This window comes from Isoptericola jiangsuensis (assembly GCF_002563715.1).
GTDB lineage: Bacteria > Actinomycetota > Actinomycetes > Actinomycetales > Cellulomonadaceae > Isoptericola > Isoptericola jiangsuensis.
The window spans coordinates 2,194,177-2,213,865 of record NZ_PDJJ01000001.1 but is presented as its reverse complement, the minus strand read 5'-3'; the positions used below and the strand labels follow the sequence as shown (position 1 = coordinate 2,213,865).

Annotated in this window: 26 protein-coding genes; 14 read left to right on the top strand and 12 right to left on the bottom strand. The window is 75.3% G+C overall.

The window, feature by feature from the left end; translation table 11 throughout:
* The first annotated feature begins 443 nt into the window (after positions 1-443).
* A complete protein-coding gene (locus ATJ88_RS10120) occupies positions 444-713 on the top strand; it encodes a DUF7218 family protein (protein ID WP_098465264.1) in 270 nt (89 codons plus the stop codon).
* Between the two features lie 86 nt (positions 714-799).
* Here the strand turns inward: ATJ88_RS10120 and ATJ88_RS10115 are convergent, their stop codons facing one another.
* Positions 800-1,276 (bottom strand): peptidoglycan-binding domain-containing protein, encoded by a 477-nt coding sequence (locus ATJ88_RS10115; RefSeq protein WP_098463720.1) that lies wholly within the window; start codon positions 1,274-1,276, stop codon positions 800-802.
* A gap of 140 nt (positions 1,277-1,416) precedes the next feature.
* On the opposite strand from ATJ88_RS10115, the gene ATJ88_RS10110 reads away from it, so the two are divergent.
* On the top strand, positions 1,417-1,977 hold the full coding sequence (locus ATJ88_RS10110) for a CG0192-related protein (RefSeq protein WP_098463719.1): 561 nt from the start codon (positions 1,417-1,419) through the stop codon (positions 1,975-1,977).
* A gap of 261 nt (positions 1,978-2,238) precedes the next feature.
* Here the strand turns inward: ATJ88_RS10110 and ATJ88_RS10105 are convergent, their stop codons facing one another.
* Positions 2,239-2,628, bottom strand: coding sequence for a RidA family protein (locus ATJ88_RS10105; protein WP_098463718.1), 390 nt, complete (start codon positions 2,626-2,628; stop codon positions 2,239-2,241).
* Between the two features lie 112 nt (positions 2,629-2,740).
* Between ATJ88_RS10105 and ATJ88_RS10100 the strand changes: the two genes are divergently transcribed.
* Complete coding sequence (locus tag ATJ88_RS10100) at positions 2,741-3,073, top strand: ArsR/SmtB family transcription factor (RefSeq protein WP_098465263.1); 333 nt, start codon at positions 2,741-2,743, stop codon at positions 3,071-3,073.
* The gene (locus ATJ88_RS10095) at positions 3,070-3,753 is read left to right on the top strand and encodes a cation efflux transmembrane domain-containing protein (protein WP_098465262.1); all 684 of its coding nucleotides are present in this window, start codon (positions 3,070-3,072) and stop codon (positions 3,751-3,753) included. The genes ATJ88_RS10100 and ATJ88_RS10095 overlap by 4 nt, the downstream gene beginning before the upstream one ends.
* Positions 3,754-3,780: 27 nt before the next feature.
* Here ATJ88_RS10095 and ATJ88_RS10090 read toward each other — a convergent pair whose 3' ends face one another.
* Complete coding sequence (locus ATJ88_RS10090) at positions 3,781-4,926, bottom strand: GTP-binding protein (protein WP_098463717.1); 1,146 nt, start codon at positions 4,924-4,926, stop codon at positions 3,781-3,783.
* Between the two features lie 92 nt (positions 4,927-5,018).
* On the opposite strand from ATJ88_RS10090, the gene rpmB reads away from it, so the two are divergent.
* Genes rpmB through ykgO form a run of 5 tightly spaced genes read left to right on the top strand, consistent with a single transcriptional unit; the run spans position 5,019 to position 6,135 of the window.
* A complete protein-coding gene (gene rpmB / locus ATJ88_RS10085; RefSeq protein ID WP_098463716.1) occupies positions 5,019-5,255 on the top strand; it encodes a 50S ribosomal protein L28 in 237 nt (78 codons plus the stop codon).
* Positions 5,255-5,419, top strand: coding sequence for a 50S ribosomal protein L33 (gene rpmG / locus ATJ88_RS10080; protein WP_098463715.1), 165 nt, complete (start codon positions 5,255-5,257; stop codon positions 5,417-5,419). The genes rpmB and rpmG overlap by 1 nt, the downstream gene beginning before the upstream one ends.
* The gene (gene rpsN, locus ATJ88_RS10075; protein ID WP_098463714.1) at positions 5,419-5,724 is read left to right on the top strand and encodes a 30S ribosomal protein S14; all 306 of its coding nucleotides are present in this window, start codon (positions 5,419-5,421) and stop codon (positions 5,722-5,724) included. The genes rpmG and rpsN overlap by 1 nt, the downstream gene beginning before the upstream one ends.
* Before the next feature lie 10 nt (positions 5,725-5,734).
* Positions 5,735-6,016, top strand: a complete 282-nt coding sequence (locus ATJ88_RS10070) for a type B 50S ribosomal protein L31 (RefSeq protein ID WP_098463713.1) — start codon at positions 5,735-5,737, stop codon at positions 6,014-6,016.
* Positions 6,013-6,135: a type B 50S ribosomal protein L36 gene (gene ykgO / locus ATJ88_RS10065; protein ID WP_098463712.1), complete on the top strand. Its 123-nt coding sequence runs from the start codon at positions 6,013-6,015 to the stop codon at positions 6,133-6,135. The genes ATJ88_RS10070 and ykgO overlap by 4 nt, the downstream gene beginning before the upstream one ends.
* 36 nt (positions 6,136-6,171) lie before the next feature.
* Here ykgO and ATJ88_RS10060 read toward each other — a convergent pair whose 3' ends face one another.
* From ATJ88_RS10060 to mvk, 8 genes are all read right to left on the bottom strand, one after another.
* Entirely contained in the window at positions 6,172-6,873 is a 702-nt protein-coding gene (locus ATJ88_RS10060; RefSeq protein WP_098463711.1) for an anaerobic ribonucleoside-triphosphate reductase activating protein, read from the bottom strand.
* Between the two features lie 3 nt (positions 6,874-6,876).
* Positions 6,877-8,664, bottom strand: a complete 1,788-nt coding sequence (locus ATJ88_RS10055) for a ribonucleoside triphosphate reductase (protein ID WP_098463710.1) — start codon at positions 8,662-8,664, stop codon at positions 6,877-6,879.
* A gap of 171 nt (positions 8,665-8,835) precedes the next feature.
* Positions 8,836-10,035, bottom strand: coding sequence for a hydroxymethylglutaryl-CoA synthase (locus ATJ88_RS10050; protein WP_245852326.1), 1,200 nt, complete (start codon positions 10,033-10,035; stop codon positions 8,836-8,838).
* The gene (locus ATJ88_RS10045; RefSeq protein WP_098463709.1) at positions 10,032-11,087 is read right to left on the bottom strand and encodes a hydroxymethylglutaryl-CoA reductase; all 1,056 of its coding nucleotides are present in this window, start codon (positions 11,085-11,087) and stop codon (positions 10,032-10,034) included. Before ATJ88_RS10045 ends, ATJ88_RS10050 begins: the two co-directional genes overlap by 4 nt.
* The gene (fni, locus tag ATJ88_RS10040; RefSeq protein ID WP_098463708.1) at positions 11,080-12,306 is read right to left on the bottom strand and encodes a type 2 isopentenyl-diphosphate Delta-isomerase; all 1,227 of its coding nucleotides are present in this window, start codon (positions 12,304-12,306) and stop codon (positions 11,080-11,082) included. Before fni ends, ATJ88_RS10045 begins: the two co-directional genes overlap by 8 nt.
* A complete protein-coding gene (locus ATJ88_RS10035) occupies positions 12,299-13,393 on the bottom strand; it encodes a phosphomevalonate kinase (protein ID WP_098463707.1) in 1,095 nt (364 codons plus the stop codon). Before ATJ88_RS10035 ends, fni begins: the two co-directional genes overlap by 8 nt.
* Positions 13,390-14,373 carry a diphosphomevalonate decarboxylase gene (gene mvaD, locus ATJ88_RS10030; RefSeq protein ID WP_098463706.1) on the bottom strand — a complete coding sequence of 328 codons (984 nt, stop codon included), beginning with the start codon at positions 14,371-14,373 and terminating at the stop codon, positions 13,390-13,392. Before mvaD ends, ATJ88_RS10035 begins: the two co-directional genes overlap by 4 nt.
* Positions 14,370-15,404 carry a mevalonate kinase gene (mvk, locus tag ATJ88_RS10025; protein ID WP_098463705.1) on the bottom strand — a complete coding sequence of 345 codons (1,035 nt, stop codon included), beginning with the start codon at positions 15,402-15,404 and terminating at the stop codon, positions 14,370-14,372. The genes mvaD and mvk overlap by 4 nt, the downstream gene beginning before the upstream one ends.
* Positions 15,405-15,782: 378 nt before the next feature.
* Here mvk and ATJ88_RS10020 point away from each other — a divergent pair, with 378 nt between their 5' ends.
* Genes ATJ88_RS10020 through ATJ88_RS10005 form a run of 4 tightly spaced genes read left to right on the top strand, consistent with a single transcriptional unit; the run spans position 15,783 to position 18,804 of the window.
* Entirely contained in the window at positions 15,783-16,622 is an 840-nt protein-coding gene (locus tag ATJ88_RS10020; RefSeq protein WP_098463704.1) for a DUF4397 domain-containing protein, read from the top strand.
* Positions 16,619-17,413, top strand: a complete 795-nt coding sequence (locus ATJ88_RS10015) for a class F sortase (RefSeq protein ID WP_098463703.1) — start codon at positions 16,619-16,621, stop codon at positions 17,411-17,413. Before ATJ88_RS10020 ends, ATJ88_RS10015 begins: the two co-directional genes overlap by 4 nt.
* A gap of 52 nt (positions 17,414-17,465) precedes the next feature.
* Positions 17,466-18,053, top strand: coding sequence for an RNA polymerase sigma factor (locus ATJ88_RS10010; RefSeq protein WP_170023583.1), 588 nt, complete (start codon positions 17,466-17,468; stop codon positions 18,051-18,053).
* Positions 18,037-18,804, top strand: coding sequence for an anti-sigma factor (locus tag ATJ88_RS10005; protein ID WP_098463701.1), 768 nt, complete (start codon positions 18,037-18,039; stop codon positions 18,802-18,804). The genes ATJ88_RS10010 and ATJ88_RS10005 overlap by 17 nt, the downstream gene beginning before the upstream one ends.
* Before the next feature lie 25 nt (positions 18,805-18,829).
* On the opposite strand, the gene ATJ88_RS10000 is transcribed toward ATJ88_RS10005, so the two are convergent.
* Entirely contained in the window at positions 18,830-19,033 is a 204-nt protein-coding gene (locus ATJ88_RS10000) for a hypothetical protein (protein WP_141538646.1), read from the bottom strand.
* A gap of 232 nt (positions 19,034-19,265) precedes the next feature.
* On the opposite strand from ATJ88_RS10000, the gene ATJ88_RS09995 reads away from it, so the two are divergent.
* Entirely contained in the window at positions 19,266-19,688 is a 423-nt protein-coding gene (locus tag ATJ88_RS09995) for a DUF6325 family protein (RefSeq protein WP_098463699.1), read from the top strand.
* Position 19,689: the final 1 nt, after the last annotated feature.

Genomic DNA, 19,689 nt, shown 5'->3' with positions numbered 1-19,689 from the left:
TTTCTACCGGGGTCGAGCACTGCTGGCTCCACAAGAACGAGGGAACGACTTGTACCAGAACACGTCACGCGTCGCGGTGATCACCGGGGCGTAGTCGGGGGTGGCGCGGCGACCGCGCGGGCACTAGCAGAGCGCCGACTACCGCGCCATGATCGGAGGTGAACCTCCTCGGTGCGATCACGGCGACGGAGGTGTTCCTGGACCAGCTCACGGACGGAGGCGGGGACCTGATCGGCGACTTCTCGGTGGCCGGACGCACCGCCCGGGCCGCGACGGCGTGCACGTCGCCACGAGGTGGGGCGTGAACGGGTGGCCGGAGGCGCTGTGTCAGGAGCTGCTGCCTGGTGCGCGCGTCACGCTGATCGAGCCCGGTGCGCGCCCCGCCGACCAGCGCGGCTGACGGACGTGACCGGCGCGACGACCGGAACGAGGAGGAGACGGACATGCCACGACGGGACCCCGGACCGAGCGTGAAGGACGACGAGCTGTACGAGAAGCTCCGCGACGAGGGCAACAGCAAGGAGAAGTCCGCGCGGACAGCCAACGCCGCGGCGGCGCAGGGGCGCGGCACGGTCGGTGCGCGCGGCGGCGAGGCCGGCTCCTACGACGACTGGACGGTCGACGACCTGCGCCGCCGCGCCGCGGAGCTCGGCGTCGAGGGCCGGTCGGGTGTGCGCAAGGCGGAGCTGATCGAGGCCCTGCGCTCGCGCTGACTTCCGGCGCGGGCACGCGCGCGGCGCCCGACGCCGCGGATCGTCAGGTCGCCGGGACGGGCCGGTCACGGCGCCGCCGGGGACCGTCAGCCCTTCATGAGGGCGGTCCAGGTGTCGTCTCCCGCGACGCCTTCGATCTCCTGGTCCGACTCCTTCTGGAACGCCCGGACCAGGTCGTCGAGCTCCTTGCCGAACAGTTTGCTGCCGTCGCCCCGCTTCCACGAGGCGGAGCGTCCCGTCGGTGCGAAGCCGTGGGCCGCCATGCGCTGCTTCAGCACCTTCACGGTGACGTTGCGCGAGTCCTGGCGGACCGTGGGCATCACCCGGCCGACGGGCAGCGCGACGCCGTGGAGCCGGCTCGTCCAGCCCAGGTAGTCGTCGCCGAAGCTCTCCCACAGCGCGACCGTGTCGATGCCGATCCGGTTCGTCGAGGCGTGGGTGGTGACCATCTTCCCGTGGCAGTTGTCGAGGGCGGCGTGACTGGCCGGTGAGCCCCCGGGCCGCGGGTCGAAGAAGGTCGGGGCCCCGACGGGCACCGAGCGGTTCTGGTGCCGGCGGTGCACCGGCTCTTCGTTCCATGCTGCGACGGCGGTGGGCTGTCGTCGAACGCTGCCGCCCCCCACGATCCCGCCGGCCGGTCCTGCTCACATCCGGTTCGGCCGGGACCGGGCCGTCCCGCGGGGTGCTGTGGTGGGATGACCGCATGGCAATCCTGCACCGGGCGACCCTCACGCCCACGAAGACGGAGCTCCTCGCGACCTGGCTGCCGGGTCAGGCATGGTTCGACGGGGAGGTGGACGCCGTCGTGCCGGTCGCGGCGTACCGGTTCGACGACCCGGCGGGGGAGGTGGGGATCGAGTCCCACCTGGTGGAGGTCGACGGCCGCACCGTGCACGTGCCGCTGACGTACCGTGCGGCGCCGCTGGCGGGTGCCGACGCGTGGCTGGTGGGCGCCATGGAGCACTCGGTGCTGGGCACCCGGTGGGTGTACGACGCGGTGGGCGACCCGGTGTACGTCGCCGAGCTTGCGCGGGTGGTGCGCGAGGGCGACGGCCAGGCGGAGCTGCTCGTGCAGACGCCGGACGGCCCGGAGCGACGCGAACCCACCATGGACGTGCGGGGCGACGGCGTCGACGTGCCGCCGGGTGCCCGCGTGGTCGTGGAACGGGAGCCCGGCGAGCCCGCCGCGTCGGCGACCGGCCCGCTGCTGGCCGGCACGTGGCCGGGGCGCCCGACGCCCACGGTCCTGGTCCGCCTGGTCTGAGCGGCTCCGGCCGGGACCGGTCCGCGGGGGCCCCACGCCGGAGGGGATGGCCAGGGTGACTGCGTGACCTTGAGGTCCTGGTTCTGCTTCGTGACCTCGTGCGCGCCCGGCTTCCAGGTGCGGTCGGGGTAGGTGAAGCCGTTCTGCAGGACGTTGCCGTCGCCGGACTCCTGCTTCCAGCTGCCGTCGAACCCGAGGTAGGGCTCGTCGGCGATGACGCCGTCGGAGGTGTCCGCGGCGCCGAGAAGGTGGGCGCCCGGGTCAGTGCTCCGGGACGGTCGCCACGGCCTCGATCTCCACGAGCACGCCCGGGCGGGACGGCGGCACGCTGACGACGGTCACGGCGGTGCGGTGCCGCCACACGGCCGCGGACGCGGCGTAGGCGGCGGTCGGGTCCACGCCCGACGTGAGGAAGATCGTCAGCTTCGCGACGTGCTCGGCGTCCGTGCCGGCGGCGGCGAGCACGGCGAGCACGTTGCGCAGCGCCTGCTCCGTCTGCGGGCCCAGGCCCTCGAGCAGTGTGCCGTGCGCGTCCACGCCGTTCTGGCCGCCGACGTACAGCGTGCGGCCGGCGGGCAGGATCATCCCCTGGGCGAACGCCGGGCTGGTCGGGATCTCCGGCGGGTCGACGGGTACGGGTCGTGCGGTCATGAGGGGCTCCTCCCGGTCGTGGTCCCAGGGTGTCGCGCGCCACCGACACGAGGCGCCCTTCGCTCATGATCCATGGGTTCCTGAATTCAGCGCAGCGTGTATGGTCGCCACCATGGAGACGGTCACACTGACCCACACGGCGGCCCTCGCCCGCCTCGGGTACGCCCTGTCGGACGAGACCCGGACCAGGGTCCTCCTCGCCCTGCGGGAAGCGCCCGCCTACCCGTCGGACCTCGCCGACGCGTTCGGCGTCTCCCGCCAGGTCATGTCGAACCAGCTCGCCTGCCTGCGCGGGTGCGGGCTGGTCGAGGCCGTCCCCGACGGGCGGCGCACCTGGTACCGGCTCGCCGACCCGCACCTCGCGCCCGCGCTCGACGACCTCGTCCGCCTCGTCGTCGCCGTCGACCCGACGTGCTGCTCGGCCCAGGGCTGCACCTGCTCATGACGACCGGCAGCCCGCACGCCTCGCCGCCGGCACCGGCCCGTCGCGCCGTCCTGGAACGCCGCGTCCGGCGTGTCGTGGCGGCCACCATCGCCTACAACGTCGTCGAGGCCGTCGTCGCGATCGCGGCGGGACGCGCCGCGTCGTCCGCGGCGCTCGTCGCGTTCGGGCTCGACTCGGTCGTCGAGGTGCTCTCCGCCGCAGCAGTCGCCTGGCAGTTCGCCGCCCCGGACCCCCGGCGCCGGGAGCGTGCGGCCCTGCGGCTCGTCGCGGTGTCGTTCCTCGGCCTGGCGCTGTTCGTGACCGTGGACGCCGTGCGCACCCTGCTCGGGGCGGCCGAGCCCGCGCACTCGACCGTCGGCATCGTGCTGGCCGCCGTGAGCACCGCGGTGATGCCCGCCCTGTCCTGGGTCGAGCGGCGCGCGGGCCGCGAGCTCGGCTCGGCGTCCGCCGTCGCCGACTCCAAGCAGACCCTGCTGTGCGCCTGGCTGTCGGTGGTGCTGCTCGTCGGCCTCGTCCTGGGTCCGACGCTCGGCTGGACCTGGGCGGACCCCGTCGCCGCGCTGGTCATCGCGGCGTTCGCGGTCCGCGAGGGCGTCGAGGCGTGGCGGGGGGACGCGTGCCGGACCCCCGTCGTCGCGGCCGGCGGTGGCCACCGCGACGACGGGTGCTGCGCGCCCTGACCCGTCCCGGAGCGGTCCCGGCGCGGGTCAGGCGGGGGAGCGGTCGCCGAGCCAGGGTGCCAGCACGTCGGGGGCCCCGAGCCAGGCGAGCCCGCCGTCGGCGACCTCGTCCGGGGTGGCGACGACCGCGTCGAACGCGGCGACGATCCGGCGGCGCAGGAGGTCGGCGTCGGAGGGGTCGCCCGCGCCGACGACGCACAGGCGCGTCGTCGGCGCGGCCCCGGCGGCGGCGTGCTCCCAGGGGCCGAGGTCGGCGAGGAACGTCTGCCCGCCGGCGCCGTCCCACAGGCACGCCGAGTCGGGGCGGTTGGCGACGCGGAACACGCCGCGGGCCCGGAGGGGGCCCGTGCCGAGGTCCTCGACCCGCGCGAGGAGCCGTTCGGGGTGCAGGGGTCGGGCGGCGGTGAGCACGAGGGTCCAGCTGCGGTCGTCCGGCCGGGCGGGCGTCCCGGGCGCGGCCGCTGTGCGGGCGGCCAGCGGGTGCGCGCGGCGCTCGGCGGCGACGGCGTCGTGGCGGCCCGCGGCGAGGTCGGCGGCGCGCAGCGCGTGCAGCGGTTCGAGGCGACGCGTGCCCCGTCCGCGGAGCCGGTCGACGAGCCCGGACCCGGTGGCCGCGTCCCCGGTGGTGACCACCAGGTCGACCTGCTCGAGCTGCGCGGCGAGCGCCTCGCCGACGGAGCGCTCGTCGTCGGCGGCGAGCGCCAGGCCCCGCTCGCCGCAGAGCGTGGCGCCCAGCAGGTCGTCCTCGAGCGTGTCGAGGTCGACGACGGCGAAGGTGGTGGCGAGGCGGCAGCCGATCAGTGCGCCGCCGGGGGAGGTCTCGGCCCCGAGGGCCCGGACGACGGGCAGGGGCTCGGCCGTGGTGGGCAGCGCCAGCACGATGTCGTCCCAGCGGCCGTCGGCGGCGAGCCGGCGCAGCGTGGGCACCGCGTCCTCGCGGACGCAGCACGACAGGCAGGTGTGCTCGAGGGGGACCTGCTCGTCCTCGAGCACGCCGCCGGCGTCGAGCACGACGCGGCGCAGGACGCCGTCGTCGCCGGTGAGGTCGTGGCGGACCGTCACGGTGCGGGGCGCGTCGAGCGCGAGCCCGGTGGCGGCGGCTTCCTGGAGCACCGGGTCGACCGCCACGAGGACGCTGAGGGCGACGGGTTCGTCGTGCGGGAATGCGGACAAGGCCACTCCTGTTGTTGAGAACGCTTATCAGTTGTGTGAGACTCTAGCTCTGCTGAGAACCGTTCTCAACAGCAGCGACAGAAGGGGGCGCCATGTCCGCCCGATGCCAGGTCCTGGGGACCGTCCCGGGGTTCGGCCACTCCGTCTCCCGGTCCCACGTGCGCACCAAGCGCCGCTGGGACCCGAACATCCAGTCCAAGCGCTACCGGGTACCCAGCCTGGGGCGCCACGTCACCCTGCGCGTCAGCGCGCGGGGAATCCGCACGATCGACCGTCACGGCATCGACGTCGTCGTCGCCCGCATCCACGCCCGAGGAGAGAAGGTCTGATGGCCCGCAACGACCTCCGCCCGATCGTCAAGCTCCGCTCGACGGCCGGTACCGGCGTCACCTACGTGACCCGCAAGAACCGCCGCAACGACCCCGACCGGCTCGTGCTCACGAAGTACGACCGCGTCGCCCGCCGCCACGTCGACTTCCGCGAGGAGCGCTGATGGCCAAGAGCTCGAAGATCGCGGCGAACGCCCGCCGTGCCGAGGTCGTCGCACGGCACGCCGCACGGCGCGCCGTCCTCAAGAAGATCGTCGCGTCCCCGACGTCCTCGCCCGAGGAGCGCGCCGCCGCCGTCATGGCGCTGCAGCGCCAGCCCCGCGACGCGAGCCGGGTCCGCCTGCGCCACCGCGACGTCGTCGACGGCCGCCCGCGCGGCTACCACCGCACGTTCGGGCTGTCCCGCCTCCGGCTCCGGGCGATGGCGCACCGGGGCGAGCTGCCGGGCGTCACCACGTCCAGCTGGTGAAGGAGAGACCATGAAGAAGACCATCCACCCCGCCTACGGCCCCGTCGTGTTCCGCGACGCCGCCGCCGGGTTCGCGTTCCTCACCCGGTCCACCCTGGCCGGGAGCACCCCCTCCGGCCCCGGCGTGCCGACCCGCACCGTCGAGTGGGAGGACGGGCGCACCTACCCCGTCGTCGACGTCGAGATCTCCAGCGCGTCCCACCCGTTCTGGACCGGCAGCGCCCGCGTCGTCGACACGGCCGGACGCGTGGAGAAGTTCAACCAGCGCTACGGGACGAGGTCCGCGCGATGAAGGTGCGCTCCTCGCTGCGGTCGCTCAAGCTCGCGCCCGGCTCCAAGGTCGTCCGCCGCCGCGGCCGGACCTACGTCATCAACAAGCAGAACCCGCGGTTCAAGGCCCGTCAGGGCTGACCGCGAGGGGCGGGGCCGGGCGACCGGCCCCGCCCTTCACGCCACCCGGCGCTCCACGCCGGGCAGGTCGTCGTCGCGCAGCACGTCGGCGAGCCGGCGACCCCGCAGCCGACGCGCCCACAGCGGGTCGGCGCCGTCCGGTCGCGCCTCCTGGAGCACCCACCGCTCCACGCCGGCACCGGTCAGCCACGCACCGATCGCCAGGACGTCCTCGCGCGAGTGCACCGTCGGGTCGACCGTCGTGCGGACCTCGTGGTCCACGCCCGACGCCAGCACGAGGCCGAGCGACCGCCAGGCCGCCGCCCCCGAGGGACCGGCGCCCGTCACCCGCGCGTACCGCCGCGGCGGCGCCTTGATGTCGAGCGCCACCCAGTCCACGTGCGGCAGCACCCGGGCCAGCCGGTCCGGCCACGCCCCACCCGTGTGCAGACCGACCTCCAGCCCGAGGTCGTGCACGTCCCGGCACGCGTCGGGCAGGCCCGGCTGCAGCGTGGGCTCGCCACCGGACACCACCAGCCCGTCGAGCAGCCCGCGACGTCGGCCCAGGTGGTCGAGCACCTCCTGCCACGTCGCACCGGGTGGGCGCCGCACCTCCTGCAACGACGGGTTGTGGCAGTACGTGCACCGCCACGGGCAGCCCTGCGTGAACGCCGTCGCGACCAGCCGACCGGGCCGGTCCACGGGGGAGAAGGGGACGAACCCTGCCAGGCGCAGCGGCGGGGACTGACGTGTCGGCACCGCTCACACCCCCACGAACGCCTCGCGGAACGGCACGCGCTCGGCGTGCTCGCCCTGCTTGCCCGTGTTGAACGACGCCACGGGACGGAAGTAGCCCATCACGCGGGTCCACACCTCGGTGTCCGCGCCGCACGACGGGCACGCCGGCACCTCGCCGGACAGGTAGCCGTGGGTCGCGCAGACGGAGAACGTCGGCGTCACCGTCAGGTACGGCAGCCGGTGGTTCTCCAGCGCCCGGCGCACCAGCGCCTTGCACGTCGCCACGTCGGACATCTCGGCGCCCATGTACAGGTGCAGCACCGTGCCGCCCGTGTAGAGCCGCTGGAGCTCGTCCTGACGGGCCAGGGCCTCGAACGGGTCGTCCGTGAACCCCACGGGCAGCTGCGTCGAGTTCGTGTAGTACGGCTGGGCGTCCGACCCCGCCTGCAGGATGCCGGGGAACCGGGCGCGGTCCGCCCGGGCGAACCGGTACGTCGTGCCCTCCGCCGGTGTCGCCTCGAGGTTGTACAGGTGCCCGGTGCGTTCCTGGACCGCCACGAGGCGCTCGCGGACGTGCTCCAGGAGCGCCACCGCGAACGCGTGCCCGAAGGAGGTGCTGATGTCCTCGGCGTCCTGCGTGGCGTTGCGGATCATCTCGTTGACGCCGTTGACCCCGATCGTCGAGAAGTGCGCGTCCAGGGTGCCGAGGTACCGGCGCGTGTACGGGTACAGGCCGCGGTCCATCAGCTCCTGCACCGTCGCGCGCCGCGCCTCCAGGCCTTCCGCGGCCAGGTCGACCAGCCGGTCGACCTCGGCGAGCAGCGCGGCGCGGTCCGTGCCGAACCGGTACCCGAGACGCGCGCAGTTGAGGGTGACCACCCCGATCGACCCCGTCTGCTCGCCGGAGCCGAACAGGCCGTTGCCGCGCGCCAGGAGCTCGCGCAGGTCGAGCTGGAGCCGGCAGCACATGGACCGCACGTCGCCCGGCTTCATGTCCGAGCTGACGAAGTTCTGGAAGTACGGCGTCCCGTACCGGGCCGTCATCGCGAAGATGGCGTCCGCCACGGGGGAGTCCCAGTCGAAGTCGGCGGTGATGTTGTACGTCGGGACGGGGAACGTGAACACGCGCCCCGCGGCGTCGCCCGCCGTCATCACGTCGACGAACGCCCGGTTGACGAGGTCCGACTCGTGGCGCAGGTCGCCGTACGTGACGTCCAGGACCCGGTCGCCGACGACGGGGTGCTCGCCCGCGAGGTCGTCGGGGCACGTCAGGTCGAACGTGAGGTTCGTGAACGGCGTCTGCGTGCCCCACCGCGACGGCACGTTGAGGTTGTGCACGAACTCCTGGATCTCCTGGTGCACCTGCTCGGCCGTGAGGCCGTCGACGTGCACGTAGGGCGCGAGCAGGGTGTCGAACGAGCTGAACGCCTGGGCGCCCGCCCACTCGTTCTGCAGCGTGCCGAAGAAGTTGACGATCTGCCCGAGGGCCGAGCCCAGGTGCTTCGGCGGGCGGGACGTCACCGCGCCCGGCACCCCGCCGAACCCCTCGGACAGGAGCCGGCGCAAGGACCAGCCGGCGCAGTAGCCGCCCAGCACGTCGAGGTCGTGCACGTGCACGTCGCCCTCGCGGTGCGCGGTCGCGAGGTCCGGCGGCAGCACCTCGTCGAGCCAGTAGTTCGCGATGGTCTTGCCCGCGGCGTTGAGCACCAGCCCGCCGAGCGAGTAGCCCTGGTTCGCGTTCGCCGCGACCCGCCAGTCCTCCCGTTCGACGTACTCGCGCACCGTGGCCGTCGCGTCGATCAGCGTGCCCATCCGAGACCCCTATCTTGTGAAAGGCTTCACAAACGTGGGTTCACGCTATCCCCGGAGCCCGCCCGACACGCGGACCGCCGCGGTGACGTGGATCGGACGCGCCGTCACCTTCCCGGCACGACGAAGGGCGCCGGGTGGTTCCACCACCCGGCGCCCTTCACGGACGGGCCGTCAGGCCTGCGCGCCGCCCTCGTAGCGGCGGGCGAGGCCGCGCACCCCGGCGAACCGGAACGGTGCGGACGTCGAGACGGGGACGTCGTGGTCCTCGCTGCCGCGCGCGCCGGCAGCCGCGTGCAGGGCACGGTACGTGGCGAGGTCGACGGGCTTGCGCTCGTCGAGGGAGCGGGCGTTGTCGTCGGCGCGCAGGTGCGCGCGGTAGCCGTCGCGCACGACGCCGGTGATGAGCTCCCCGACGGCGCCGGAGCCGTAGGAGAACAGCGCGATGCGCTCCCCGGTCAGGTCGGTGGGGTCGTCGAGCAGGGCCGTCAGCGCGGCCCACAGGGACGCCGTGTAGGAGTTGCCGAGCCGCCGGTTGTAGCGGGTGGTGGGCTCGAGCAGCACCTCGTCCAGGTCGACGCCGGTGTGCTGGGCGAGCTTGCGGTGCGCCTTGGTCGCCATCCGCGTGAACGGCTGGTGGTAGCAGAACCGGGCGATGTCCTCGATCGGGTGACCGCCCTGGGCGCGGTAGTCGTCCCAGGCGCCGGTGAGGGCGTCGAGGTAGGCCGACACGGACAGGCGGCCGTCGACCACGGCGGAGGCGTGGTCGTTGGGGCGCCAGAAGTCGTCGACGTCGGAGGTGTGCACGCCGGACACGGGGTCGATCGCGACGAGCGCGGGGTCGGCCTCGACGAGCATCGCGACGGCGCCGGCACCCTGGGTGGGCTCGGCGGCGGTCTCGACGTCGTAGCGGGCGACGTCCGTGGCGACGACGAGCACCTGCTGGCGCGGGTCGCGCGCGACGATGCCGAGCGCGGCCTGGAGCGCGGCGGCGCCGCCGTAGCACGCCTGCTTGAGCTCGACGGTGCGCACGGACGACGGCAGACCGAGGAGGCGGTGGACCCACACGCCGACGGACTTCGACTGGTCGACGCCGGACTCGGTGGCGACCAGCAGGGTGCGGATCCGGTCGGTGCCGTGACGCTGCACGACGGGCAGCGCGGCGGCGGCGGCGAGCGTGACGACGTCCTCGTCGGGCGCCAGGACGCTCATCTCGTCCTGGCCGAGGCCGACCCGGTACTTCGCGGGGTCGGTGCCGTTGGCCTGGGCGAGGTGCGCCAGGTCGAGCACGTGGTGGCCGGTGGCCAGGGACAGGTCGCTGATGCCGATCATCGTCGCCTCGTGGGTCGGGCCGGGGGTGGGAAGGGTGTTCACGCGACGCTCCCGGCGTCCTGGCGGCGACGCTCGAGCCGCAGGTGCGCGGCCATGAGCTCGCCGGGGTTGGTCTGCGCGGCCATGAGCGACAGCTCGCCGCACAGCACGCTCGCCGCGATGAGCGCGGCGAGCCGCCGGGCGTTGGCGCCCGGCTCGCGGTCCTCCCGGCAGCCGAGGCGCTCCATGGCGTCCTCGACGACGGGCAGGTCCTTGCCGTTGCCGACGGTCCCCACGATGAGGTTCGGCAGCGTGCAGGAGAAGTACAGGTCCTCGCCGCGGGCCTCGGCGTAGGTGATGCCCTGGGAGCCCTCGACGATGTTCGCGGCGTCCTGGCCGGTGGCGAGGTAGAACGCGAGGAGCATGTTCGCGTAGTGCGCGTTCGCGGACCGCAGCGAGCCGGCCGCGATGCCGCCGACGAGGTTCTTGCGGGTGTTGAGCTCGACGACGCGCTCCGCGGTGGTGCGCAGCTGCTTGGTGACGAGGTCGGCGGGGACGAGGATCTCCGCGACGACGTTCTTGCCGCGCCCGAGCAGACCGTTGACGGCGCTGGCCTTCTTGTCGGTGCAGAAGTTGCCCGAGACCGACCCGTAGGCGAGCCGCGGGTCGGCGGCCAGCAGGTGGTTCAGGATGAGGTCGGCGGCCTGCGTCACCATGTTGTGGCCGGACGCGTCGCCGGTGGTGAACTCCAGGCGCAGGTACAGCAGGTTGCCGACGATCTCGTCGCGCACCTCGATGAGCTTCGCGAACCGGCTCTGCGTGGTGACGAGCGCCTGCAGCTCCGCGAGGCGGCCCTTGATGTCGACCGAGGCCGCGTACGCGGTGGCGCCGTCGGGGGCGACGAGCAGGATGGAGCGCGCCATGCGCTCGTCGACGACGGTGCAGGTGATGCCGCTCTCGACGAGGCGCGACACGCGGGCGCCACGGCCCACGGACGGCCACAGGGGCGTCTCGTAGGTGGCCAGCGGCACCTCGATCTCCCCGGTGACGGCGTTGCCGCTCACACGGATCGGCCCGACCCAGCGGGTGGGGATCGGGGTGACGGTGTCAGGCATGCGGTGCTCCATCGTGACGGGCGGTGAGGTCGCGGTTCAGGTCGGGGACGGGCCGGGCGGCGGAACGCCGCGTGAGGGCGCCGACGTCGGTCCCGCGCAGGGCGGCGGTCTCCCGCACGGTACCCCGCAGGAGGACGTCGGTGGTGACGAGGTCGGCCGGGGTGGGCGCCCCGAGGAGGCCGTGGAGGGCGACGAGGTGGTCGCGCCACACCTCGATCTCCTCGACGAGGCGCGCGGCCGCACGGTCGGTCGCGGCGGCGTCGCGCGGGGGTTCGCCGTCGTCCAGGAGGACGCGCAGGAACCGGCCGGCGACCCCGGCGGCGCGGGCGCCGAGCGCGAGGGCGCGCACGACGTCGAGCGGGGTGCGCACGCCGCCGGAGGCCAGCAGGTGGGGAGCGCCGGTGGGGGCGTCGAGCAGGCAGACGACGGCGGACTGGCCCCAGCCGCGCAGGTAGGCGAGGTCGCGGGTGGGGCGACGGTCGTTCTCGACGCCGACGAAGTCGGTGCCGCCGCGTCCACCGACGTCCGCGACGGTGACGCCGAGCCCGGCGAGCCGCGCCAGGGTGCGGCCGCTGAGGCCGGCGCCGACCTCCTTGACGACCACGGGCACGGGGGAGGCCGCGCAGATCGCGGCGACGTTGCGCGCCCAGGTGTCGAAGCGGCGGCTGCCCTCGGGCATCACCGTCTCCTGCGCGGCGTTGAGGTGCACCTGCAGGGCGTCGGCGCGGAGCATCTCGACGGCGCGGACGGCGTCGTCGGGGGTGCGGTCGGCGCCGAGGTTCGCCATGACGAACCCGTCGGGGTTCTCCTCGCGCATCACCGTGAAGGTGGCGCGAGCCCCGGCGTCGTCCAGCCCGGCGCTGACCGACCCGGTCGCCACGGGCACGCCGGTGACGCGGGCCGCGATGCCGATCGCGCGGTTGAGGCGACCGGTCGCGACGCTGCCGCCCGTCATCCCGTTGACGTACACCGGCAGCGGCCAGCGCCACGGGCCGACGTCGGTGCCCAGGTCGACGCCGGCGGGGTCGACGCCGTCGAGCGCGTGGTGCACGAGCTCGACGTCGTCGAAGTCGTTGCGGGGTCCGGCGCCCGCCGCCATGGCGGCCTGCTGCCCGGCGGCGAGCCGCACGTGCTCGTCCTTGCGGCCCGCGCGCGCCGGGTCGGGCGGCGGCGGGGCGAAGGACGCGGCGGCGTCCGGCCGCGGGGTCGGCTCAGTCATCGACGCCCCCGGCGTCCGGGTGCACGGAGATCGCCAGGTGGCGGATGTCGTGCGCCTCCCAGCCCTGCATGATCCGGCCGACGTCCGCGGTGTCGGGGGCGAGCACGATCCCGCAGTCGCCGCCGCCCGCGCCGGACGACTTGCCGGCCGCGCCCGCGGCCTCGGCGACGTCGGCCAGCGTGCTCAGCCCGTCGGTCTCGATGGCGAGGCCGGTGGCGGCGCCCAGGCGCCGGATGACGCCGCGCGCGGTCCGCAGCGCGGCGGCCGCCGCCTCGTCGTCGCCCGCGTCCAGCGCGGCCGTGAGGGCGTCGACGGCGTCGCGGGACTCCGCGAGGAACGCGTCCTGGTCGTAGGCGCCCGCCCGGTGGCGGCGCTGCACCTGGTCCACCAGCCGCTCCGTGGAGGCCGGGCTGCCCGTCCACCCGACCAGCAGCCGCAGCGCGGCCGGCGGCGTGAGGCGGCGCAGGCTCAGTCCCTCCCAGGCCTCGGCGTCCGCCAGGAGCGTGGTCAGCGACGTGCCGTCGTCGAGCCGGGCGCGCAGCCGCGCGCGGTCCGGCGCCGAGTAGCGGATCCACCCGCCGAACGTGCTCGCCGCGAGGTCGCCGCCCGACGCCGTCGGCGCCACCCGCACGGTGGCGAGCAGCGCCAGCTGGAACGCCGCGCGGCGGGTCAGGCCCAGACCGTAGAACCCGTCCAGGGCCCGCACCGTCGCGACCGTCACCGCGGCCGACGACCCGAGACCGAACTTGCGGCCCGACGCGTCGTCGAGCTGGCTGTCGATCCGCAGGTCGAAGAACCGGGGTGCGACGCCCCGCTCGGCCCGCAGCCGCTCCACCAGGGTGATGACGGACATGACGTAGTCGTAGGGGTGGTGCTCGACGTCGATGGCAACGCCGTCGCCGTCGCGACGCCACACCAGGGGCAGGCGCCCGTACTCCGGCGAGTGCACGGTGCCCGCCTCGACGCTCTCCCGCAGGTGCACCGTGAGGTAGCGGTCCACGGCCACGAGCACCGCGGGCTGGCCCGGCTCGACGACGGCGTACTCCCCGGCGACGAACAGCTTGCCGGGCGCCGAGACGCTGATCACGAGGCGGCCCCGGCGGGTTCGGCCTGCGACACCTCGACCCCGGGCCCGGACCCGGCCACCGTGACCTCGCCGGCCAGGCCGGAGTCGCGCAGCGCCGCCGCGACCGCCTCGCGGTCGGCGGGCCGGCACAGCGCCACGACGTTCGGGCCCGCGTCCGCGGTCGCGTACGCCTCGACGCCCTCGGCGCGCAGCGCGGCCACGCGGTCGAACAGGGCGACGCTCGCGGGCACGAGGTAGCGCACCGGCGGGTCGCAGGCCTGGATCGACGCGTGCATGCGCAGGGCGGACAGCTCGGTCAGCTCGCCCATGCGCGTGTAGTCGCCGCGCCGGGCGGCGGCGAGCATCTCGTCGAGGGTCTCGCGCGTCGAGGTGACCCAGCCGTCGTAGTACGGCGACGTCGCGGCCGTGCGGTTCATCGCCTCGCGGCTGGACACGGCCTTCGGGCCGCCGTCGACCGTCGCCACGACCATCGCCAGCTCGGGGGCCTCGACGGGCTCGGCGTACGACGACGCGTCGTCGCCCGCGTGCCACACCGACACCCCGGGCAGGATCGACCGGGCGGCCGACCCGGAGCCGCGCCGCGCCAGGCGGCTGAGCGACGCCGTGTCGAGCGGCAGGCCGTACGCGGCGCTCGCGGCGGCCGCGAGGGCGGCGAAGCCGGAGGCCGACGACGCCAGCCCGGCACCCGTGGGGCCGGCGTTGACGGACTCGACGCGGGCGCGGGCCGTGGACCCGGCGCGCTCGCGCACGAGGTCGAGGAACGCGAAGACGCGCGCGGCGGGCGTGCCGGTGGCGACGGCGCCGTTGAGCGAGAACGCGTCCTCGGGGCCGTCGACGAGCTCGACGGTCGTCGTGGTGGGGAAGACGTCCAGCGTCAGCGAGAGGCTGCCGGTGGCGGGGAGGTTGAGCGCCGCGTCCTGCTTGCCCCAGTACTTGACCAGGGCGATGTTCGGGTAGGCGCGGGCGGTGGCGGCGGTCATGCGGTGGGCGTGCTCCCGGTCGGGCTGATGGGCTGGTCGGCGGTGGTCGGGGTGAGCGGCGACGTCCACACGCCGGTGGCGCCGGCGGCGGTCACCGCCGCCGCGACGTCCGCCGCGGTCGTCGGGTCGGCGCAGAGCGCGACGGCGCAGCCGCCGCGTCCCCCGCCGGTGAGCTTGGCGCCGAGCGCCCCGGCCGCGCGTGCGGCGGCGGTGAGCCCGTCGAGCTCGGGGCTGGAGACGGTGAGGTCGGCCAGCAGGCCGTGGGCCTCGTCCATGACGGACCCGACGGCGTCCAGGTCGCCCGCGGCGAGGCCGTCGCGGCCCGCGGTGACGAGGTCGCCGAGCCGGTCGAGCGCCCGGGCGGCCGCGGGGTCGGCGTCCCGGCGGGCGCGGACCCCGGCGACGGCCGAGCGCGTGTCCCCGGCGACACCGGTGTCCGCGACGACGAGCACGCCGTCGACACCGACGGGCAGCAGGCGTGCCTCGCCGTGGTGGAACCACAGGGGGCCGTCGGCGACGACGCTGCGCGCGTCGAGGCCGCTGGGGGAGCCGTGCGCGACCCGCTCGGACGCCTGCACGAGCTCGTGCAGCTCGTCGGGGTCGAGTGGGTGCCGCAGGGCGGCCGCCACGGAGCGGACGACGGCGGCGGCCACCGCGGCGCTGGACCCGAGGCCGCGCTCGTGCGGCACGTCGCTGGTGACGTGCAGCGCAGCGGTGGCCTCCAGCGCGGCGGCGTCGCGGGGTCGCAGGGCGGCCAGCGTGGTGCGCAGCGCGGTGAGCGTGGGGGCGAGCCGGGCGGGCGCGTCACCGAGCGGACCGGTCCACAGCGACGTGGTGAGCGTGGCGGCGGGGGCGTCGAGGTCGACGTGCGCCCGAGCGGCCAGGCGGGGGAGCGGGACGGCGATCGCGGGCGACCCGTAGACCACGGCGTGCTCGCCGAGGAGGATCGTCTTGCCGTGCGCGGTGCCGGTGCCGGACCCGCCGTGCGTGGCCCGCCCGGGCCGGTCCGCGCTGAGCTGCTGCGCGCTCACCGTCCCCCTCTCCTCACCTGTCGTCGTCGTGGGTGCGCCCGGTCGCCGGGACGGTTCCCGGGTCGGGGGCGCGGCGCACCGGCGCCTGCCCCTGCGTGCGCTCGGACGACGTTACTCGACCCCGGGACCGTCGAACGACATCCGGGGCGTCCCGGACACCGATCGATGCGAACTCTTCACGTGCCGCGGCCGCCACGACCGGCCCCGGGGCGGTGGCGTGCGGCCGGCCGGTCGGACCTGCCGGTGGACCGGACGCGCCCACGACAGGTGCTCTCGAAGTTTTTTCATGCAGATGCATCCAGCAGGGCTGCTCGCGGCGAACACCAGGTGACAGCACAGAGCCCGCCGACGACGGCGGGCCCGAACCAGGAGGTAACGATGCGCAACCACCGACGTGCGACGACGCTCGGTCTGGCGGTCCTGGCGACCACCACCGCCGCGGCGCTGGCCTCGCCCGCCGCCGCGGCCGACGGCGACGCCATGCTCTCCGTCCTGCACGGCGTGCCCGACACCACCGTGGACGTCTGGGTCGACGGCGAGCTGACCCTCGACGACTTCGCACCCGGCGACCTGGCCGGGCCGCTGGAGCTGCCCGCCGGCACGTACTCGGTGGCCGTCACCGCCGCCGACGCGGAGGACGACTCCGACCCCGTCATCGGGCCGGTCGACCTGCCGCTGGAGGGCGGGACCAGCTACACCGCGGTCGCCCACCTCGACGTCGACGGCGCACCCACGGCGTCGCTCTTCACGAACGACACCTCCGACATCGCCGCCGGGGAGGGCCGCCTCACCGTGCGGCACGTCGCCGCGGCGCCGGCCGTCGACGTGCTCGCCGGCGACGACCCCGTGATCGAAGGCCTGGAGAACCCCGACGAGGCGGTCCTCGACCTGCCCGCCGGCACGGTCCCCGCGGCCGTCGCGGCCGCCGGGACCACCGAGCCCGTGCTCGGGCCGGCCGACGTCGACGTCGCCGAGGGCGTGAACACGATCGTGTACGCCTGGGGATCGCTCGACGACGACACCCTCGCGCTCGCCACGCAGACCGTCGAGGGGATGCATTCGAGCCCCGACGGGGTCGACGCGGGCACGACCGGCGAGGCGGCCGCCACGAGCTGGCCCCTGGTGTGGACGGTCGTCGGCGCGCTCGGCCTGCTGTTCGTCGTCATCGGCATCGGCGGGCTGCGCACCGCGGTCGCGGCACGCCACGACGACGAGTGAGCACGCAGCGCACCGCCGTGGCGGACCGGGCCCGACGCCTGGTCCGCCGCGGCGGTCCGCGGCGCTGGGCGGTCGTCGTCGGCACCGGTGTGCTGGCGGCCGTCGTCGCCGTCGTGGGGCTGCTCGGCGGCCGGGGCGTCGGGACCGAGGTCCCGCGCGCGACGGCCCCCGAGGTGCGCACGGCCGTCGTCGCCGGAGCCCCGGCGGCCACCGGTGAGCCCCGGCCGCCGGGCGGACGCGGGACCGACCCCCGCCCGGCGGCCGGCTCCGCCACGGGCACCGTCCCCGACGTGCCCGTCCGGTCGGCCGACCTCGCGCCGGCGGACCCGGTGGCGCGGCCCGTCCGCGTCGTCGTCGACTCCACGCTCGACGTCCCCGTCCGCGCCGTCGGCGTGGACCCCGACGGGTCCATGGAGCTGCCCGGCTCGGGCGACGTGGCCGGCTGGTACCGCTACGGCGCCGCCCCCGGGCAGGACGAGGGCAACGTCGTCATCGCGTCCCACGTCGACACCTCCGACGGCGTCGGCGCGTTCGCGGCGCTCGCCACCGCCCGGCCGGGGCAGCGGGTCACGGTCGTCGACGCCGACGGGACGCGGTACCGGTACCGCGTCACCGACGTGCGCCGGTACGACAAGAGCACGGTCCCGCTCGACGCCCTGTTCGAGCGCGGCGGGGACCCGCGACTCGTCCTGATCACCTGCGGCGGCCGCTGGGACGCCGCCGCGGGCAGCTACGAGGACAACCTCGTCGTCACGGCGGTGCCCGGTGCTCCAGGCCGCTCCGACCGCTAGGTTGTCACCAGGAGCGCGCCGGGGCGGACCGGCGCCCGACGACGGAGGTGCCGTGACCACTCGGGCCGAGGGTGCCGGGCCCCCGACCACGACCGAGGACGACGCCGTCGCGGCGGCGTTCGCGACCGGGACGGAGGACGGCCTCGCGGCTGCCTACCGCCGCTGGTCGCCGCTGGTCCACACCGTCGCGCTGCGCTCGCTCGCGGAGGCCGCCGACGCCGAGGACGTCACGCAGCAGGTGTTCGTGGCGGCCTGGCGCTCGCGGGCCACCTACGACCCCGCGCGGGCGCGGCTGTCGACCTGGCTGCTCGGCATCACGCGGCACAAGGTCGCGGACGTCCACGCGGCGCGGGAGCGGCAGCGCCGCCAGCGGCAGGCCGCCGAGGCGTACGCACCCAACCCGGTGGGGGAGCACGACCCGGTGTCCGCGCCGGTGCTCGACCGGGCGGTCGTCGCGGACGAGCTGGACCGGTTGGGCGACCCGGCGCGCAGCATCCTGCGCCTCGCGTTCTACCGGGACCTCACCCACGCGCAGATCGCCGAGGAGCTGGCGCTGCCGCTGGGTACGGTGAAGAGTCACGTCCGGCGCAGCCTGGGCAGGCTACGAGCACGGTTGGAGGTGGATGGTGCAGCACGTTGACCCCGAGGTCCTGGCGCTCTGGGCGCTGGGCGAGGACGACCTCGGCTCGCCCGCGGACCGCGCGCACCTGAGCGGCTGCGCCGCGTGCCGTGCCGAGCACGACGCCCTCGCCCGGGCGGCGGAGGTCGGTCGGGAGGCCGGCCCGTTGGTCGCGCCGCCGGCCGAGGTGTGGGAGCGGGTGCGTGCCGAGGTGCGCGCGGACGCCGGCGCCCCGTCGGCGCCGCCGCGGCCCGCCGCCGTGCCCGGGACACCGGACGCACCGCCGGTCACGACCGTCGTGGACCTCGCCTCCCGCCGGCGCCGGACGTTCGTCCGTGCCGGGGCGGCCGCGGCCGCGGCGCTCGTCGTCGGTGTCGCCGGCGGCGTGGTGTGGGAACGGGGGCGTACCCCCGCGCCCGCCCCGGCACCCGTCGCCGTCGCGTCGGCGGCCCTCGAGCCGCTGCCCGGCTGGCCGGGCTCGACCGGCACCGCCGTCGTGGAGGAGGACCCCGACGGCGTGCGGGAGGTCGTCGTGCACGTCGCCGACGGCACCGTGACCGGGGACGCCTACCGCGAGGTGTGGCTGCTCGCCGCGGACCTCAGCGGCATGGTGAGCCTCGGCGTCCTGGACGACGACGAGGGGACCTTCCCCGTCCCGGACGGCCTCGACCTGGAGAAGTACTCCGTTGTCGACGTGTCGGCCGAGCCCTACGACGGCGACCCGGTGCACTCGGGCGACTCGATCGTGCGCGGCGCGCTCGACCCCGCGTGAGGTCGGGCCCGGCGACCGCGCCGGGTCAGGCCCGGCCCGCGTCCTGACGCGCGCGCCGCGGCAGCGCGCCGGAGCCCTGGGCGGCGTAGGAGACGTCGAACGCGTGCGTGTGCGACAACGGGTCGCCGAGAGGGTCGCCGCCCAGCGCACGGGCCACGTGCAGCAGGGGACGGTGGGACTCGAACTCGCGGGCCAGGGCGTCGAAGATGGGGGTCTCGGTGGAGCGCACGCCACGATTCTGCGACCGCCCCGTCGGCGTGTCGGGCACGACACGACAGCCTTCACAGTCGTCTCACACGACACCCCCGAGACGTCACCGACGACCCGCCACGCCTCCTGTTGCGGCCGGTCCGTGGCGCCCCGATGATCGAGCCGGGTGACCAGCAGCTTCGGCCGCCCGTCCCGCCGACGTCGGCGGGACGGAGGCGATCGCCCGGGACCGTCCGACGGAGAGGCAGGACATGAACGTCAGCGCACCCGTCGAGCTCCTCATCGTGGAGTTCGGCGACAGCGAGTTCACCGGCGAGATCGTCGCCGAGCTGAGCCGCCTGCAGGACGCAGGGACCATCAACGTCGTCGACGCACTCGCCGTCCGCAAGGACGCCGCGGGCGACATCGAGTGGTTCGAGGCGGTGGACGCCGGCGCCGAGCTCGGCGACCTCGTGGGCGAGCCGAGCGGCCTGCTCGCCGAGGACGACGTCGCGGCGATCGCCGACGACCTCGAGCCCGGCACCGCCGTCGGCATGCTCGTCTTCGAGCACACGTGGGCCGAGGGCCTCACCGGCGCGATCCGCGCGAAGGGCGGACGTATCGTCGAGATGACGACCGTGCCGCCAGCCGCCGTCGAGGAGCTGGTGGCCCTCATCAGCGAGGAGGAGGAGTGAC

Bases quoted from the DNA above. Each gene is read 5' to 3' on its own strand.
- ATJ88_RS10105 (WP_098463718.1), bottom strand. From the start codon at position 2,628: ATGACCGCACGACCCGTACCCGTCGACCCGCCGGAGATCCCGACCAGC.
- ATJ88_RS10100 (WP_098465263.1), top strand. From the start codon at position 2,741: ATGGAGACGGTCACACTGACCCACACGGCGGCCCTCGCCCGCCTCGGG.
- mvaD (WP_098463706.1), bottom strand. From the start codon at position 14,373: ATGACCGCCGCCACCGCCCGCGCCTACCCGAACATCGCCCTGGTCAAG.
- rpsN (WP_098463714.1), top strand. From the start codon at position 5,419: ATGGCCAAGAGCTCGAAGATCGCGGCGAACGCCCGCCGTGCCGAGGTC.
- ATJ88_RS10070 (WP_098463713.1), top strand. From the start codon at position 5,735: ATGAAGAAGACCATCCACCCCGCCTACGGCCCCGTCGTGTTCCGCGAC.
- ATJ88_RS10045 (WP_098463709.1), bottom strand. From the start codon at position 11,087: ATGCCTGACACCGTCACCCCGATCCCCACCCGCTGGGTCGGGCCGATC.
- ATJ88_RS10120 (WP_098465264.1), top strand. From the start codon at position 444: ATGCCACGACGGGACCCCGGACCGAGCGTGAAGGACGACGAGCTGTAC.
- ATJ88_RS09995 (WP_098463699.1), top strand. From the start codon at position 19,266: ATGAACGTCAGCGCACCCGTCGAGCTCCTCATCGTGGAGTTCGGCGAC.
- ATJ88_RS10005 (WP_098463701.1), top strand. From the start codon at position 18,037: ATGGTGCAGCACGTTGACCCCGAGGTCCTGGCGCTCTGGGCGCTGGGC.
- ATJ88_RS10020 (WP_098463704.1), top strand. From the start codon at position 15,783: ATGCGCAACCACCGACGTGCGACGACGCTCGGTCTGGCGGTCCTGGCG.
- ATJ88_RS10095 (WP_098465262.1), top strand. From the start codon at position 3,070: ATGACGACCGGCAGCCCGCACGCCTCGCCGCCGGCACCGGCCCGTCGC.
- rpmB (WP_098463716.1), top strand. From the start codon at position 5,019: ATGTCCGCCCGATGCCAGGTCCTGGGGACCGTCCCGGGGTTCGGCCAC.
- ykgO (WP_098463712.1), top strand. From the start codon at position 6,013: ATGAAGGTGCGCTCCTCGCTGCGGTCGCTCAAGCTCGCGCCCGGCTCC.
- ATJ88_RS10055 (WP_098463710.1), bottom strand. From the start codon at position 8,664: ATGGGCACGCTGATCGACGCGACGGCCACGGTGCGCGAGTACGTCGAA.
- ATJ88_RS10110 (WP_098463719.1), top strand. From the start codon at position 1,417: ATGGCAATCCTGCACCGGGCGACCCTCACGCCCACGAAGACGGAGCTC.
- rpmG (WP_098463715.1), top strand. From the start codon at position 5,255: ATGGCCCGCAACGACCTCCGCCCGATCGTCAAGCTCCGCTCGACGGCC.
- fni (WP_098463708.1), bottom strand. From the start codon at position 12,306: ATGACTGAGCCGACCCCGCGGCCGGACGCCGCCGCGTCCTTCGCCCCG.